15 protein-coding genes are annotated in these 17,030 nt (G+C 36.3%); 13 read left to right on the top strand and 2 right to left on the bottom strand.

Translation table 11 applies throughout. The features are described from left to right. Positions 1–230 precede the first annotated feature (230 nt). The 8 genes from phoB (at position 231) to GQR44_RS05865 (ending at position 9,511) form a co-directional block, all read left to right on the top strand. Positions 231–914 carry a phosphate regulon transcriptional regulator PhoB gene (gene phoB / locus GQR44_RS05900; RefSeq protein ID WP_166370250.1) on the top strand — a complete coding sequence of 228 codons (684 nt, stop codon included), beginning with the start codon at positions 231–233 and terminating at the stop codon, positions 912–914. 107 nt (positions 915–1,021) lie between these two features. After that, a complete protein-coding gene (phoR, locus tag GQR44_RS05895; RefSeq protein ID WP_346774324.1) occupies positions 1,022–2,320 on the top strand; it encodes a phosphate regulon sensor histidine kinase PhoR in 1,299 nt (432 codons plus the stop codon). 429 nt (positions 2,321–2,749) lie between these two features. Next, a complete protein-coding gene (locus GQR44_RS05890; RefSeq protein ID WP_166370246.1) occupies positions 2,750–4,489 on the top strand; it encodes a NosD domain-containing protein in 1,740 nt (579 codons plus the stop codon). A 191-nt stretch (positions 4,490–4,680) separates the two neighbouring features. Next, a complete protein-coding gene (locus tag GQR44_RS05885) occupies positions 4,681–5,436 on the top strand; it encodes a Nif3-like dinuclear metal center hexameric protein (protein ID WP_166370244.1) in 756 nt (251 codons plus the stop codon). Between the two features lie 204 nt (positions 5,437–5,640). Continuing rightward, positions 5,641–6,744: a 3-isopropylmalate dehydrogenase gene (leuB, locus tag GQR44_RS05880; RefSeq protein WP_166370242.1), complete on the top strand. Its 1,104-nt coding sequence runs from the start codon at positions 5,641–5,643 to the stop codon at positions 6,742–6,744. A 69-nt stretch (positions 6,745–6,813) separates the two neighbouring features. Beyond that, positions 6,814–7,350 (top strand): YaeQ family protein, encoded by a 537-nt coding sequence (locus GQR44_RS05875; RefSeq protein ID WP_166370240.1) that lies wholly within the window; start codon positions 6,814–6,816, stop codon positions 7,348–7,350. A 301-nt stretch (positions 7,351–7,651) separates the two neighbouring features. Then, positions 7,652–9,106, top strand: coding sequence for a tRNA uracil 4-sulfurtransferase ThiI (thiI, locus tag GQR44_RS05870; RefSeq protein WP_166370237.1), 1,455 nt, complete (start codon positions 7,652–7,654; stop codon positions 9,104–9,106). A 222-nt stretch (positions 9,107–9,328) separates the two neighbouring features. Beyond that, on the top strand, positions 9,329–9,511 hold the full coding sequence (locus tag GQR44_RS05865; RefSeq protein WP_205962979.1) for a DUF1737 domain-containing protein: 183 nt from the start codon (positions 9,329–9,331) through the stop codon (positions 9,509–9,511). Positions 9,512–9,810: 299 nt separating this feature from the next. On the opposite strand, the gene GQR44_RS05860 is transcribed toward GQR44_RS05865, so the two are convergent. Both GQR44_RS05860 and GQR44_RS05855 read right to left on the bottom strand, forming a co-directional pair. After that, on the bottom strand, positions 9,811–10,581 hold the full coding sequence (locus GQR44_RS05860) for an ElyC/SanA/YdcF family protein (protein ID WP_166370235.1): 771 nt from the start codon (positions 10,579–10,581) through the stop codon (positions 9,811–9,813). Positions 10,582–10,600: 19 nt separating this feature from the next. After that, a complete protein-coding gene (locus GQR44_RS05855; RefSeq protein WP_166370233.1) occupies positions 10,601–11,041 on the bottom strand; it encodes an N-acetyltransferase in 441 nt (146 codons plus the stop codon). A gap of 65 nt (positions 11,042–11,106) precedes the next feature. On the opposite strand from GQR44_RS05855, the gene GQR44_RS20035 reads away from it, so the two are divergent. From GQR44_RS20035 to wecC, 5 genes are all read left to right on the top strand, one after another. Next, positions 11,107–12,594, top strand: coding sequence for a RimK family protein (locus tag GQR44_RS20035; protein WP_166370231.1), 1,488 nt, complete (start codon positions 11,107–11,109; stop codon positions 12,592–12,594). A gap of 260 nt (positions 12,595–12,854) precedes the next feature. After that, on the top strand, positions 12,855–13,643 hold the full coding sequence (locus GQR44_RS05845) for a methyltransferase domain-containing protein (protein ID WP_166370229.1): 789 nt from the start codon (positions 12,855–12,857) through the stop codon (positions 13,641–13,643). Continuing rightward, complete coding sequence (locus tag GQR44_RS05840; RefSeq protein ID WP_166370227.1) at positions 13,624–13,848, top strand: DUF2835 domain-containing protein; 225 nt, start codon at positions 13,624–13,626, stop codon at positions 13,846–13,848. Before GQR44_RS05845 ends, GQR44_RS05840 begins: the two co-directional genes overlap by 20 nt. Before the next feature lie 792 nt (positions 13,849–14,640). Continuing rightward, positions 14,641–15,762, top strand: a complete 1,122-nt coding sequence (gene wecB, locus GQR44_RS05835; protein ID WP_166370225.1) for a UDP-N-acetylglucosamine 2-epimerase (non-hydrolyzing) — start codon at positions 14,641–14,643, stop codon at positions 15,760–15,762. 7 nt (positions 15,763–15,769) lie between these two features. Further along, positions 15,770–17,020, top strand: a complete 1,251-nt coding sequence (gene wecC / locus GQR44_RS05830; RefSeq protein ID WP_166370223.1) for a UDP-N-acetyl-D-mannosamine dehydrogenase — start codon at positions 15,770–15,772, stop codon at positions 17,018–17,020. Positions 17,021–17,030: the final 10 nt, after the last annotated feature.

Genomic DNA, 17,030 nt, shown 5'->3' with positions numbered 1-17,030 from the left:
TAATTAATTGCTTATTCAAATAATTTACTGGTACTAACTTAGGCTCCAAATTCAATTTTTTTCTGCAAGTGACTGAAGCCTCCTATCTAATGCAATATTTATTATTGTAAACTATTCGTTTAAATATCAATTTGATGCTTTATGACACTTTATGTGTGATTGTCATATAAATGTCATAATATCTAGTGATAATGACATCATTTAGCACAGACAATAAATAGGTAAACCTAATGGCAAGTCGAATTTTAGTGGTTGAAGATGAGGTCGCGATCAGAGATATGTTGAGTTTTGTATTAGAACAACACGGTTATGAAACACTTGAAGCGGACAATTACCAAGCGGCACTTGACCATCTCCATGAACCATATCCTGATCTGATCTTATTAGATTGGATGTTCCCTGGCGGTAGTGGTATTCAATTACTAAAATTTTTAAAGCAAGATGAGATCCTGCGTCAAATCCCCGTGGTGATGTTAACTGCTCGTGGTGAAGAAGAAGATAAAGTGCGTGGCTTAGAAAATGGTGCCGATGATTATGTTACTAAGCCTTTTTCCCCAAAAGAACTGATGGCTCGTCTTAAGACTGTGATGCGACGTGTTAACCCTACTTCACTCGATGATACACTTAAAGTTGGTAAACTTAAGTTAGACCCTATATCGCATCGTGCAACATTAAGTGATGCACCATTAGATATGGGACCAACAGAATTTAAATTATTGCATTTCTTTATGACACATCCGGAACGTGTTTATAGCCGCGAGCAATTATTAAATAATGTGTGGGGGACCAATGTTTATGTTGAAGATCGCACTGTAGATGTACATATTCGTCGTTTACGTAAAGCATTGTCAGATCATGATCATCTAGTTCAAACAGTCCGTGGAGCAGGGTATCGCTTTTCTACACGCTCATAAAGGATAGATGTTAGCCTGTAAAACGGTTGCCTAAAAATACTATTATCTAAAAAGACAATTCATTTATTACGGAATCACTTAACAAGTGAGCCACCACCTTATATAGAGTGACGCATTTGAAAGTATATACATGGAAGCAGCTATTCTGGGCAATGTGCTTAGTTTATTTTCCGGTTTTAATCTTGGGACTATTAACAGGGTTTTTACTGGAATTTTTATTAGTGACCACAGTGTTACATATTGCCTGGCATTATTATTTTTTAAAAAAGTTAAATGATTGGTTATGGATCAGCAAAAGTACACGTTTACCACCCGGTAAGTCGGTGTGGGAACATGCTTACATTGGTATTCATAATATGCAGCAGCGCCACCGTAAACGCCGCAATAATTTAGCTAGTGTAATTAGTCGTTTCCGTGAAGGTTCTGAAGCATTACCTGATGCGGTGGTGGTATTTAAAAAAGACGGTGAAATCGTGTGGTGTAATCGACTTGCCCAATTTCAACTAGGCTTTAAGTGGCCCGATGATGCGGGAGAGAATATTACCAACTTAATTCGTCACCCTGATTTTGTGGAATATTTACGCAGTGATGCCTATAACGAACCACTAGATTTAGTTTCCCCGATTAATAATGAAAAAGTATTAGAATTTAGGATCATGCCCTATGCCAAAAATCAGCGCTTATTGATTGTGCGTGATGTCACTAGTTATCGTCAAATGGATGAAAATAGACGTCATTTTGTCGCTAACGTTTCCCACGAACTTCGCACTCCACTTACCGTCTTGCAAGGCTATATTGAAATGCTAGCGATGAGCGCGCAAGATGACAAAATGCAATTAAAAACTATTCAAGTACTGGATCAGCAAACTGCACGTATGTGTGCATTAGTTGAACAATTGATGACGTTATCAAAGATAGAGGGTGCGGCGACCTTAGATTTCCATGAAAGTATCAATATGTCTGCTTTATTAACACAAGTTGAAAATGAAGCCGTTACATTGGGGCGTAAAAAATCGCAAACTGTCACTTTTAAAGTTGATCCTAAATTGTCGGTGGTTGGCGATGAAATGCAAGTACGTAGCGCGATAGCTAACTTAGTGTATAACGCCATTAATTATACTCCTGAGCATGGCACTATTAAAGTGATCTGGAAGCGAGTACAGGAAGGAGCTTATTTCTGCGTGATGGACACTGGTGATGGTATTGCTCCTGAACATATTTTACATTTAACCGAGCGTTTTTATCGAGTAGATGCTTCTAGATCCCGTGATACTGGTGGCTCTGGTTTAGGTTTGTCGATCGTAAAACATGCATTATCTCACTATGACAGCAAGTTACATATTGAAAGTCATGTTGGGGAAGGCAGTCAATTTTCCTTTATTATCCCAGACAACTATATTTGTTAAAACTATATTTGTTAAATAGTAACGTTATTTATTGACCGATGATGTTACTTGTTGAGCTATAAATGTTAGGCGAGCTTTATCATGCAGATTTAAGCTATCTTAGATTCAAACTTGAATTCCAGAAGTATTAAATAGCAGGCTCGTTAATTAATGCCTTTTTAGACTTTATATTTTGAACCAATACCTCTGAACTAATGTTTTATTAAAAGAGGCATTGGTTCAAAATATCGACTCTACATAAATTTTTTAATCGATATTGTTTGTAAAATCACTTGATTTATAGTCTTCATGTTTTGCTATAAGATAGCGCTACAGCTAAAACTGCTACCATTACTAATACAGCGTTCAATTCATATAACCAGATTATATATTTGTATTGAACGCTGTATTGCTTTTTATTGATACTGACTGCTGCAAAAGGAAGAGTTTATGTTGCGAATATTTTATTGCTCGGTGATTCTCATTAGCGGCTTATTAACAACGTCTATTCAAGCTCAATCTTTGCCTGATCCCACCTTTAATGCACTATTAAAACAATTTAACCTGCCTGCCTTTACAAGGTATTTGTTTATTGATCCTACATTGAAAGCAAGCTGTGACGATTATCAACCAACGACTCGTAAATGCGGGCAAGGACATTGGTTAGCTGTTAGCAATTTATCAACGGCTAATAAAATGGCGAAAGCAGGGGATCTATTTCTGCTACGTGAAGGACGTTTTAAACAAGCTTTACATGTCACTAAATCCGGGAATGCAAAGGCTTATATCGGGTTTAGCGCCTATAAAAATGAAAAAGTGACACTGTACAATGTTAATTCTATTGATCATGGGGAAGAGTATGGTGCGATATGGTTAGATGAAGTGTCATACATTGTAGTGAACGGAATTAGCGTCGATAAAAGTATTGGTTTTGGTCGTTTTTTAAATGCGCATCATAATATTTTCTCTAATAACAAGTTCACTGGTTCAAGTATTTATAATGATGGTCGAAGTGCTAGCAAACGCGGCGGTCTGTATGTCGCTTTTAGTCACCACAATCAAATCATCAATAACCTGTTTCAAAAAGGCACGGATCTATTATCACTAGTGCATGCAAATTATAACCGTGTACAAGGCAATACAATGAATCTAGCTGGCCATGATGTTTGGAATATTAAATGCGGTAGTTTCAATGTTATTCGAGATAATGTATTCAGTAATAAAAAGCAAAAATTAGGTGCGGTATTCGATTGCGAACAGGGCACCATGAATTGGCATGGTAATGGACGCTTTAAGCAGCAAAGTGCAGTCTTAGATGCAAGCCAATATAACCTTATTGAGCATAATGTGTTTAAAGATGCCGTACGTTATTATTCTGCAAGTGGAGGTAACGGGATCCAATATGCTGGTCAACATGGTTTGATCCGTTTTAATACTTTTTATCATACCAATGTAGGATTCAGCCTTGCTAGCTATCGACCAGAAGCAACCTATAACTATAGCAATCGCATTTATCACAATACTTTTCATGATAACTGGTGTGTTGGTATTGCCATTGGCAGTGAAATAGAAAAATTTACAGATAATCAGTTTATAAATAATATTCTTTGGAATAATCAAGGGCTAGGTGCAAGCCAGTGCAGTGATAATAATGCAAAACAAATACTGTTTCGGCAAAAAGAGGGTGATGAATGGTTTGTTAATAACAATATCGGCAGTCACCTCAATGATAAAGTGATTGGTTTGTGGGGAAATTCTCGTGAGATGAGTGTGTATGACTTTGAAGGCAGCTTTATACCGGTTCGCTTTAAGGATATCTTAGCCAGTGATCCTTTGTTTGTTAATCAAAACCAGCATGATTATAGGTTATCTACGGGCAGTCCGATGGTTGATACTGGCCTGCATCTAAGTGAAATTATAAGCACGACGGGCGAAGGGGATAGTTTTCAAGTACAAGATAGTCAGTTCTTTTACGACGGAGTAGGGATTGCCAATGAAACAGGGGATCAAATTATGGTTCGCTCAGCTTCAATCAACAATAAAAAGCCACAAGTTGCAACGGTTGTAAAAATTGATAGGCTGTCTAATAAGATATACCTAGATAAAAAAATAACTTGGAAAAAAGGCGACTTAATTTCTCTCGCTTATAATGGCCTAGCGCCGGATATTGGCGCGTTTGAATCAAAGTGATCTTTACTTTCATTATGCAGAACATTTACTTATGAGCATCCATTTGATTATCAGCAACCATCTGACTACCAAAAATAAAGGTTAAGTAACCAATGTTGGTTTATTTTATTAAGTCCAATTATTTTATAACTTGGATTCAGAAAATAAGTGCATAAAGCGCCATATTACATACATCAATAAAAGTGAATACTATGAATAACCGTAAACTTGCTAATAAGCTCGATCAGTTTTTAGAAATACATCAATTTAAAGATTATTGTCCTAATGGCCTACAAATAGAGGGGCGTGAGCAAGTCAAAAAAGTGGTGACTGGCGTTACTGCGAATCAGGCGTTAATTGATGCGGCTATTGTGCATAATGCGGATGCGATTTTAGTGCATCACGGTTTTTTCTGGAAGGGTGAAGCACAACAAATTGTTGGCATGAAATATAATCGTATTAAAGCGCTGATAGAAAATGGTATTAATCTTTATGCCTACCATTTACCCTTAGATGTGCACCCTGAATTAGGCAACAATAAACAATTGGCCGAACTACTCAATATTATTGATAGACGACCACTTGAACCTTGGGATAAACGCAGTGTAGGTCGAGTCGGAAAATTTGAAAATGCGATTACGCCACAAGCACTGGTTGAATCTATTACCCAACAGTTACAACGAGCACCCTTATGGATAGATGGTGGTAAACCTGAGATTAAAACTATTGCTTGGTGCACAGGTGGTGGACAGGATTACATTACTATTGCTGCAGAACAAGGGATTGATGCATTTATTAGCGGTGAAATATCTGAACGTACTACGCATATTGCTAAAGAAATGGGTATTCATTACTTTGCGGCGGGGCATCATGCAACTGAACGATATGGAGTAAAAGCTTTAGGTGAATGGTTAGCTGCAGAAATGGATCTTGAAGTGATCTTTATAGATATTGATAATCCTGTTTAATATTCACTTATTTTGCTTAAATATGCGAAAAAAGTGTTTCAAAAATTGAAACTTAGTGTGCTTTTACTTTATTATGCCAGCATGCTTACCCGTTATTATTCAATATCTAAAAACCAGCAAGCTGAGAGTTGAAAAGATTCTAGGCATAAAAGTTAAAGACTGACGAGTATAAATACAATTCGATAATTCATTTAGGGAAAAAAAATGACAACATATAACATTGCTTTACTAGCAGGTGACGGTATCGGTCCTGAAGTAATGAAAGAAGCAGTAAAAGTTTTGAAGTTAGTTGAACAGCGTAATGCAGATGTTAACTTTGAATTAAACGACGTATTATTTGGTGCCGCTGCTTATTTTGCTACTGGTAAAGCATTCCCTGAAGAAACTAAAGCAGCTTGTGACAAAGCTGATGCAATTCTAAAAGGAACCATCGGTTTAAATCACGAAGACTCTAAAAAGATTCCTGTAGACGAACAACCTGAACGTGGTGCTTTATTACCATTACGTCGTCGTTACAATACCTATGCTAACTTCCGTCCTGTTTATTTACCAAAAGGGCTGGCTCACTTCTCTCCGCTTAAAGCCTCTGTTGTTGGTGAAGGCATCGACATCATGTTAATTCGTGAGCTAGTAGGTGGTTTGTACTTTGGCGAAAAAGAAACAGGTATTGATGCACAAGGCCGTCGTTATGTGCGTGAAGTATTAGAATACGATGAAGATCAAATCCGTCAAATCGTTCGTGTTGGTTTTGAAGTTTCAATGAAACGTAAAAAAGTGATGCACAATATCCATAAATCAAACGTTCTAAAATCAAGTGTTTTATGGAATGAAATCGTAGAAGAAGAAAGCAAAAATTTCCCTGAAGTGGAAGTGATCAACATTTTAGTTGATGCTGCAGCGACATACTTATGTCTAAAACCAACTATGTTTGACGTAATGGTAATGGAAAATATGTTTGGTGATATTTTAAGTGACCAAGGTGGTGGTATCTTAGGTTCTTTAGGCCTAATGCCTTCTGCTTGTAAAGGTCCTGAAAAATCTTACTACGAACCATCACATGGTTCTGCGCCAGATATCGCTGGTAAAGGTATTGCAAATCCATACTCAATGATCGGTTCTGTGGCATTAATGTTAGAGATGAGCTTTGGTATGGAAAAAGAAGCTAAAAACCTTTGGAATGCGATGCAAAGCGTATTTGAAAATGGTTACTCAACTTCAGATCTATCTAAGCCAGGTGAAGCAAACTTAGTTAGTACTGCTGAGTTTGGTGATATGGTATGTGAAGAATTGGCGAAAATGCCTGTATAATAATTTTCACAAGTGATTAAATAATTTTAAACCACGTTTTATAACGTGGTTTTTTTTTGGAGAAAGACCATGGCATTAAAGCCAACTATTTTTAAAATGAACATTAATGTGTCTAATTTAGATCAAGATGTTTATGAAACTATTCCGTTAACTATTGCACAACACCCATCGGAAACAACGGAACGCATGGTGACACGTATTCTTGCATTTGTGCTTAATAACCAAGAGTTTTTAAGTTTTACTAAAGGCTTAAGTGAGGCCGATGACCCAGATATTTGGGCTAAAAATTATAGTGATGAATTTTTGTTATGGGTCGATGTGGGTGAACCAGGTTTTGAACGTATTAAAAAAGCCTGTCGTCAGGCTAAAAGCGTAAAGATTTATACTTTTAACACTAAATCTAATGTGTGGTGGAAGCAATCGCTGAAAGATTTCAGCAAGATCAATGCGCAAGTCTATCAATTTGACTTTGAACAAATTCAAAGCTTTGCTTCTCTGGTTGAACGTACTATGGACTTTAGTATTACCCTTACCGACAATGTATTTTATATTGCCGCTGACAAAGGCAGTTGTGAAGTAAACTTAACCACCTTAAAAGGTGAGTAGTGCGGGCTAACCCAATATACTTGCAGGCACCACTGATAACATTTTTGAAGTAATAGCTACTCTAATAAGTCTGTAATTAAATATTGGGTAAGGGATCCATTAATTAAAGGCCGAAATAGCATTAAATAGTTGATTCCTTTTGCAGCCTTTCAATATAAAAGAAGCAACTTAAGCAACAAGATTGTGCCGCTATTTAGTGGAATGGGTATTACATAGGTATAAACATTGCACACTAAGATGGACAGCGTATAATCCGCACTTCTTTAAAATTAACACTGTCCTGAATCCAAGAGTGGTACCCATGAAATTTATCGTTAAGCTTTTTCCTGAAATTATGATGAAAAGTAAACCTGTGCGTAAGCGCTTCAGCAAAATGTTACAGGGCAATATCCGTAACGTACTGACTCGTCATGATGAAGATATTAAAGTGATACTCGAATGGGATAAAATTATCGTTCGTAGTGAAAATGACGATCCTGATAATAAAGCAAAGGTCATTCACTACTTAAAAAGTACGCCAGGTATTGCGTTTTTCTTGGAAGTGACTGAATCTACTTATACTGATATTCATGACATATACGAGCAAACAAAAGCGTGTTTTGGCGATAGTCTTGCGGGTAAAACCTTCTGTGTTCGTGCAAAACGTATTGGTACCCATGACTTTGGATCAAATGAAGTTGAACGTTATGTCGGTGGTGGTTTAAATCAACATACTGAAGCACTTGCTGTTAAATTAAAAAATCCAGATGTGACGGTTAATATCGAAATCAATCAAGATAAATTATTTATGGTTGACCAACGCCATCAAGGTTTAGGTGGTTTCCCACTAGGAACGCAAGAATCAGTGTTGTCGCTTATTTCCGGTGGATTTGATTCTGGCGTATCTAGTTACAAATTATTGAAACGTGGCTCTCGTGTACATTACTGTTTCTTTAATTTAGGCGGTGCAGCTCATGAAATTGGTGTGAAGCAAGTCGCTTATCATTTGTGGGAGCGTTTTGGTGCTTCTCATCGTGTGAAATTTGTTTCTGTACCTTTTGAGCCTGTTGTTGCTGAAATCCTAGAAAAAGTGGATAACGGCCAAATGGGTGTTGTACTGAAACGTATGATGATGCGTGCTGCACGTAAAGTGGCTGATAATTTAGCAATTGAAGGATTGGTAACAGGTGAAGCATTAGGTCAGGTTTCTAGTCAAACACTACGTAATTTATCAGTGATTGACCAAGTGACCGATATGCTGATCTTACGTCCACTAGTTGCAACCGATAAACAAGAGATCATTGATTGTGCACGTGAAATTGGTACTGCAGAAATTTCTGAAACGATTCCTGAGTACTGTGGTGTTATCTCTCAGCGCCCTACAGTTAAAGCGGTGATGAGTAAGATTGAGAATGAAGAAGCTAACTTTGATATGTCATTAATTGATAAAGTTGTCGCTGAAGCACAGACTCTCGATATTAAAGACATTGCAACGGCAGCAAAAGAACAAGTTACTGAAGTCGAATCGGTATCAGGTTTCTCTACTAATGATATTGTGTTAGATATTAGATCTGCCGATGAACAAGAAGATAAACCATTACAGTTAGATGGGGTTGAAGTACAACATCTTCCTTTCTTTAAACTAGGTAGCCAATTTGAAACACTTGCTCAAGATAAAACCTATTTACTGTATTGTGACCGTGGTGTGATGAGTCAATTACAGGCTTTGTATTTGAAAGAAGCTGGTTTCAATAATGTGAAAGTGTATCGTCCTTAACTTTTTACAATGTCATATAAAACGTTATCTAAACTGCGCTGTATTATTCTTTGTTTTGAAATAATTTGATTAGATGGTGAATGTATTAAATACGGTCGATTAAGTGCCGTATTTTTAGCCATCCACACTGTTTATTCACAATTTTGTCCATAAATAATAGGCCTTTACACTGATTCATCGTATGCTGAAATCACTTCATAAGCGCGATTAAAGGATATTAATATGCCAAATTCAATTGATAGTTATAAACTGATCACGGGTAAAGATGATGCTGAGTTTTGCACTCGGATCACTAAAGTATTAAGTGAAGGTTATGAGTTATACGGTTCACCAACCATGACCTTTAACGGTGAGCATGTTGTAGTGGGCCAGGCTGTAATTAAAAGACCATCACAACTGGTGTAAGTGAGTTAATTACTTACTGCTTTATTGAGTCGATAAATATGTTTGCTTATCTTATTGTCTATATTGCTACTTATGTTGCTGATATATATTACCAGTCTAAATAGCAGCTCAATACCTGCATCATATTCAAATAAAGCCTGCTCCTGCAGGCTCTTTTGTATATAGCTATACCTCATAGCTATACCTCATAACCATACCTTACAAATATGCCTTCTAACCATAGTCTTAAACTTTTAACTTTCATTCATTAGTTACTATGTCTTATTTATTTATGCTCTACTTTTGTAGTGTTAGCTATTTTAATCAGCTATTTTCCTAATAGACCATTGTTGTAAAAGACCGAGATACTCATGTAAAGCTACTTGTGATTTGTATAACTGATAAGCCGATGGAATATAATTATAAGCGGGTAGACTATGTGAGTTTTCTTTAGCAAGATACATCGCCGGTGCGGCTATTGGATATTGATTATAATGGCTGAATAAAGCCATGGCTCTGGGCATATGTGTTGCAGAGGTTACTAGCGCTGCTTTTTTACCTTGTATCAGCGTAGACATTTGTTGCGCTTCTTGATGTGTGTCCTTACTGCTATCTAATCGTATGATTCTTTGTTCAGGTATTGCAAATGTTAAAGCCAGTGTTTGTAACAATTGTGCATGACTCTGTGTATCTCCAAAGCCAGAGCCCGAAACGACAATAATGGCATTTGGGTTCGCATAGTAAAGTCGTAATGCTTCACTAAAACGACTTAATGCCGTTGCGGAAAGTTGTCCTGTGATCGGTAAGTTTTTATCATTTATACCCGATGAACCGAGTACTAAAATATAATCCAAAGATTGCTCTGCAACCAGCAGCGGAGGATATTGGCGCTCTAAAGGTTTTGCTAAGTGATAAGCACTTGGCAATAAGCTGAACACAAAGAGAATGATAAAACTAAATAACGCGAGGACTTTAGCTAATAGCTGACGTCGACTAAAAAAAAGTAATAATAAACTGACTAATAATAGTGATAAAGAGAAGGGTAGTGGCATTAATAATCCCCCTATCCATTTTTTTAATATAAATAACATGTTTGACCTTTATTGAATCTTATAATTTCTTTTCAAAACACAATGCATCTTGACCATCAGCGTAATAAGCTAGTTTGATAGTAAACTGCACATAACCTATTTTCTGATATAACCTAATCGCATTACTATTACTTACCTTCACTTCTAAGCTAATCAAATGGCGCTGGTGCTGCAGTGCAACTTGCTCTAGCTGGCGCATCAGTTTTTCACCACAGCCTTGGCCGTGAAAGTCAGGGTGAACTGCTAGTGAATATAAACGAGCCTTGAGGCTTCCTTTACGATAAAGCAATAATCCGTATGCGCTTATTATATTATTTTTTAGCTGCATAATAAGGTCACAGTGTCCCTGTTGTATAAAATAATGAAAATTTCTACGGCTGATCTGATCATAATTAAAATTTAAATTTTCGATGTCTAGTAAGCGTTTAATATCTTCTATTTTGGCCTTACGATACTGCATATTTAACTTTCCTTATTAATCCTTTAGGTTCAGAATCGGCTCAATTATATAGAAGAGGAACTTTTGTGGATAACTTTATTGTAGTCGTTGATAAAATAGAAGATTGGCAACCGTTTTTCCCTACTGAACAAGTGGTGACAACTGATAGTTACTTATTTGATCAACAATACCAAAATGCTAAAAATCTTAGGGTTTTAAACTTATCAAGAAAGTATAAGTATTTGTCTCATGGGTACTATTGTAGCCTTTTAGCGGAAGCGAGAAACCATAAGGTATTACCCAATTTAAAAACAATTAATGATCTCAGTAAAAAGAGTTTATACATTAATGATCTCGATGCGTTACAACAGATTACTACCAATATAAGTAGTAAATTTCTTAAGGTAGATGGTGGCATTAAGAAATTAAGCTTTAAAGTTTATTTCAGTAAGTCACAAATAAAAGGCTTCGATAAGCTAGCTCGTGAAATTTTTGAGTATTATCCATGTCCGATTTTAGAGGTGACATTAATACAAAGTACTATCTGGCAGATTGATTCTGTTGTGCCAGTTAATATCAAAGAACTCTCTGACCTTGAGCAAGACTTTTTTGCTAGTGCTTTAGAAAAGTACAGCAATAGAATATGGCGTACACCAAAAAAACAAAAAGCGTACCTTTATGACCTGGCTATTTTAGTTAATCCTGAAGAAAAACTGCCACCTAGTGACGAAATAGCTATTAAAAAGTTTATGGAATCCTGTGAAAGACACGCTGTCTATTCAGAGTTAATTACCAAAAAGGACTTTTCTAAAATAAATCAATTTGATGGATTATTTATCCGAGAAACAACTTCGATTAGTAACCATACTTATAAGTTTTCAAAAGTGGCTGCCTCGGAAGGGATTGTTGTACTGGATGATCCCAACTCTATTTTAAAATGTACAAATAAAATTTTTATGTCTAATTTATTAGACCGTTTAAAACTGCCAGGTATTCCAGGACGATTTGTCTCAAGTGCTAAAGCATCAGTATTAAATGCACTCATTAAAGAATTTGGTTTTCCGCTGGTGGTGAAGATCCCTGATGGATCTTTTAGTATCGGCGTAAAAAAAGTCGATGATGTTGATGAATTGAAAGTTGTGCTGGAACAGATGCTGAAAAAAAGTGACTTGATCCTGGTACAAAAATTCCTATATACAAAATACGATTGGCGAGTTGGTGTATTAGGTGGCCAAGGTTTGTTTGCTTGTAAGTACTTTATGAGTGAAAATCATTGGCAGATATATAATCATGAAAAAGATAAAGACAGCGACCAATTTAGTGGCGACTCTGTTACTTTACCTTTTGAAGATGTACCAGAAAAAGTTAAAAAAGTTGCAATAACCGCTGCTAATGGCGTTGGACTCGGATTGTATGGCGTTGATTTAAAAGAAGATGAACAAGGTAATGTGTACGTTGTTGAAGTAAATGATAACCCTAGTATCGACCATCAAGTCGAAGATGATTTTTTAGGTGATAAGTTGTATGATCGTATTATTACTTGGTTCATTGAGCAGATGAAATCTAAAAAATAACATTAATTTATGATAAGAGGCAGTTGTATTGATAATACAGCTGCCTATTTTTTTATGGCCATTTTTTTATGCCTGCTTTTTATGTTTGCATGATAAGTAATAAGTAATAAGTAATAAGTAATAAGTAATAAGTAATAAGTGCAATTTTTATGGAAAATGCTGTTAATTCAAATAAGTTACGTTAATTTGGCTAAATAAAGGCAACTTTAAGAATCTCCTTTCCTTTAACAAAAAACCAATAAAAATGAGAATATAGTTTAGTGATTGATCATAATTTTGACCCTATAGCACAGAAATTTATTAATAATATTTATGGAAGCGATAAAGGTGCAATCCGTAAAGAGGTTGTTTGGCGAGAGTTATTAACGTGCATAAAGCTATTAAATAAACCAAAATTACGCATTTTAGATGCAGGTGGCGGTTTTGGTTATTTCAGTCAAAAGCTAGCCGCTTTAGGTCATCAAGTGGTGTTGTGTGATATTTCTGGTGAGTTACTTACTGTTGCTAAACAACAATTAGCGGATAAAGCCTATAAAAATAATGTAACCGTATTACATTGTGCGATTCAAGCTTTAAATGAACATGTCGAGGGACAGTTTGATTTGATCCTAAATCATGCAGTATTAGAGTGGTTAGCTGAACCTGAATTGACCTTACATAGTTTATTAAACTGGCTAAATGACGATGGCTTAGTATCCTTGATGTTTTATAACAAAGAAGCGCAGCGTTTCTTTAATTTAGTCTCGGGCAATTTGAGTTTTGTTGAGTTAGGCATGCCACGAAAAAAGGTAGTGCGCTTATCACCGATCAATCCTTTATTTGAAGCCGATGTACTTGATTGGCTTAAACAAGCAAACATGTCTGTCATTAAAAAAACCGGCGTTCGCGTTTTACATGATTATATGAAATCTGCAGATTTTTCTGAACATAATTTTGAACAGTTATTGGCAATGGAAATGAAGTATTGTCAACGCGAACCTTATGCGTCATTAGGACGTTATACCCACTTTACCATTACTAGGAGTCGTAATGAAACGGTACCATTTTAGAATAAGCATCAGTTACCAAGAATTTGAAAAATTATATCGAGTTCCTAATACTGTAGTGAAAGTACGTAGCGAACAAGGTGCAATGTTGCAATTACCTGCGATGCGTTTTGTCCCTTTTTTTACTCAGCTAGGTGTGCGCGGATATTTTGAGTTACAGTTAAATGATGACAATAAATTTCAAAAGCTTATTTGTTTATATAATTAAGATAATACTACCGATTTATTTTGTGAGTTTTTTGAGCGTTATCACTTGAATTTAAGGACTGTTTTAACAATGAATAATGTTATTTTAAGACCTCATAAATAATTGCGGTAGTATATTTTGATAGCTTATTACTTATTAATAAAAATAGTGATTTACGTAAGTGGATAGCATTTTAGTTTGAAACGCTTTTTATAGTGATATTATTGTTCAATGGTAAAATGTTTATAAAGTGTTCAAAAAGCAAAAATATCGGAATGCTCCTTTGTTATTATTATTTTGTGTCATAATTGAGTTTTTTGTTTTTATGATTAATTAAAACAGCTGCTTATAATTAATTTTTCGTTGCTTTATAGTTCGACAGTGCAATCTTTATTGATGTTATGATCTCTTTATTAACTAACTCATCTTTATTCTATTAACTTCTTGGTTATCTGTTTTTATTTTATGACTTTTTATTTCCCTCGTTATTATTTAAACTTCATTTAATTATTATCGCAGTCATATTGTCAATGATCTTTGCCTTAAAATAGCTATTATGTAATAACAATAGAAATTACGCTTATCTTCAACGTGATAAGTTGATTTTTAATTAATAAAACTGTCATAATTGATAAATTCAAACATTAATGTTTTTTATATATAATAAAACTACGTAACCTACACTCGTTAGTCAGAATATGTGAGAGTAAGTTGATACTTTGGCTTTTAACTGTTTTAAAGTTGAATTAAGATCAAAGAGTTAAATTACTGACTTATGTATATTAAGCATTGAATAACTTGTAAGGCTCTGGAATGAAAAAAGTGTTAACAGTCTTCGGTACACGCCCCGAAGCAATAAAAATGGCGCCTTTGGTTCATGAGCTTGCGGCACAGCCCGGAATTGATAGTAAAGTCTGTGTTACCGCGCAGCATAGGGAAATGCTTGACCAAGTCTTGCAGTTGTTTAACATTAGCCCCGATTATGATTTAAATATAATGAAGCCCGGGCAAGATTTATTCGATGTAACCGAAAATATATTGAATGGTCTCAAGCAGGTACTGGATGACTTCAAACCTGATGTTGTACTTGTTCATGGCGATACAACGACCACTTTCTCTGCCTCATTAGCTGCTTTTTATAAGCAAATTGATATTGGTCACGTAGAAGCAGGGTTACGTACCGGTGATTTATATTCTCCTTGGCCTGAAGAAGCAAATCGAAGATTGACTGGAGTGTTAACCCGCTATCATTTCGCCCCCACCGACTTATCAAAATCCAACTTACTTAGAGAACACGTCCCCAAGGAACATGTTGTTGTGACGGGTAATACTGTTATTGATGCCTTGTTATGGGTTAAACAAAAATTAGAATCGGATACTGGCTTACAGACTTCTTTGGCTGAGCAATTTCCCTTTTTGGATAGTAATAAAAGAATGATCTTGGTGACGGGACATCGTCGAGAAAGTTTTGGTGGTGGATTTGAACGTATTTGTGAAGCACTAGCGAATATTGCGAAAGCACAACCCGATGTGCAGATTGTTTACCCAATGCATATGAATCCTAATGTAAGAGAGCCGGTTAATCGTCTATTGAGTACATTAAATAATGTATTTTTAATTGAACCTCAAGATTATTTACCTTTCGTTTATCTTATGAACCGCTGTTACCTTATCATTACCGATTCCGGTGGTGTACAGGAAGAAGCTCCGTCTTTAGGCAAACCGGTTTTAGTGATGCGAGATACCACCGAAAGACCGGAAGCTATTGAAGCTGGCACGGTAAAATTAGTCGGCACGGACGTTCAACGTATTACTTCAGAAACCATTTTGTTATTAACGGATAATGAAAAATACCAAACAATGGCTAAATCGCATAACCCTTATGGTGATGGTTTTGCATGTGCTCGTATTGTTAAAGAATTATTAAAGGATTAAATAAAATATGCCATTTAAAACTATATCTGTTATTGGTCTAGGTTATATTGGATTACCTACTGCTGCTGTGATTGCCTCTCGTGGTTTTGACGTAATAGGCGTTGATGTTAATGCCGATGCGGTTAATACCATTAATGCAGGTCAAATACATATCGTAGAGCCTGATTTAGACATAGTCGTTCGAAGTGTTGTCACCACTGGCAAGCTTCGAGCAACAACAACTGCTGAACCTGCAGATGTGTTTATGGTCGCTGTGCCAACCCCTTTCAAAGAAGACGCTTCGTCATCTCACTCTCCTGACTTATCTTATATTGAAGCCGCTGCAAATATGATTGCTCCGGTGCTCACTAAGGGTAATTTAGTTATTTTAGAATCAACTTCTCCTGTTGGGACCACTGAAAAGTTAGCGGGTTGGTTAAAGCTGGCTCGACCTGACTTAACTTTCCCTCAAGATAAAGGTGATGCAGCTGATATAAAAGTCGCGCATTGCCCTGAACGTGTTCTACCTGGACATGTATTAACTGAACTTGTTTCAAACGACCGCGTGATTGGTGGAATGTCTGACGCATGTAGCCAATTAGCGACACAATTGTATGAAACATTTGTGCGTGGTGAATGCATCGTTACTAATGCACGTACAGCTGAAATGGCAAAACTGACTGAGAATTCATTCCGCGATGTCAATATTGCCTTTGCTAATGAGCTTTCTGTTATTTGTGATAAGTTAAAAATCAATGTATGGGAGCTGGTGAAGCTAGCTAACCGCCACCCGCGAGTGAATATTCTTAATCCTGGACCGGGTGTTGGTGGGCATTGTATTGCTGTCGATCCTTGGTTTATTGTTGATAGCTGCCCTGAAGAAGCAAAAATAATTAAGCAAGCACGTTTAACTAATGACGCTAAACCACATTATGTTGTGGATCAGATATGTAAAGCAGCAGATGAATTCAAACGCCCTGTTATTGCTTGTTTAGGATTAGCTTTTAAAGCAGATATTGATGACCTGCGAGAAAGTCCTGCGTTAGAAATTGTTAAGGACCTCGTTGCTAAAGGGTTAGGTGATATTATTGCTGTTGAGCCTAATATCAAGCAACTTCCAGCTTCTTTGTCAGAATCTGGTGTGACACTTTCTTCCTTGAGCGATGCTTTAGACAAAGCAAATGTTGTCGTCGTTTTAGTGGACCATAAACAATTTAAAGCAACAGATCGCACTCAGTTCGCAACAAAAGTGGTGATAGATACACGCGGTATTATTTAATTTGTGCATT

This window comes from Psychromonas sp. SA13A (assembly GCF_011378715.1).
Classification (GTDB): Bacteria; Pseudomonadota; Gammaproteobacteria; order Enterobacterales; family Psychromonadaceae; genus Psychromonas.
The sequence above is the reverse complement of the archived record's forward strand: the minus strand, read 5'-3'. Positions and strand labels throughout refer to the sequence as shown.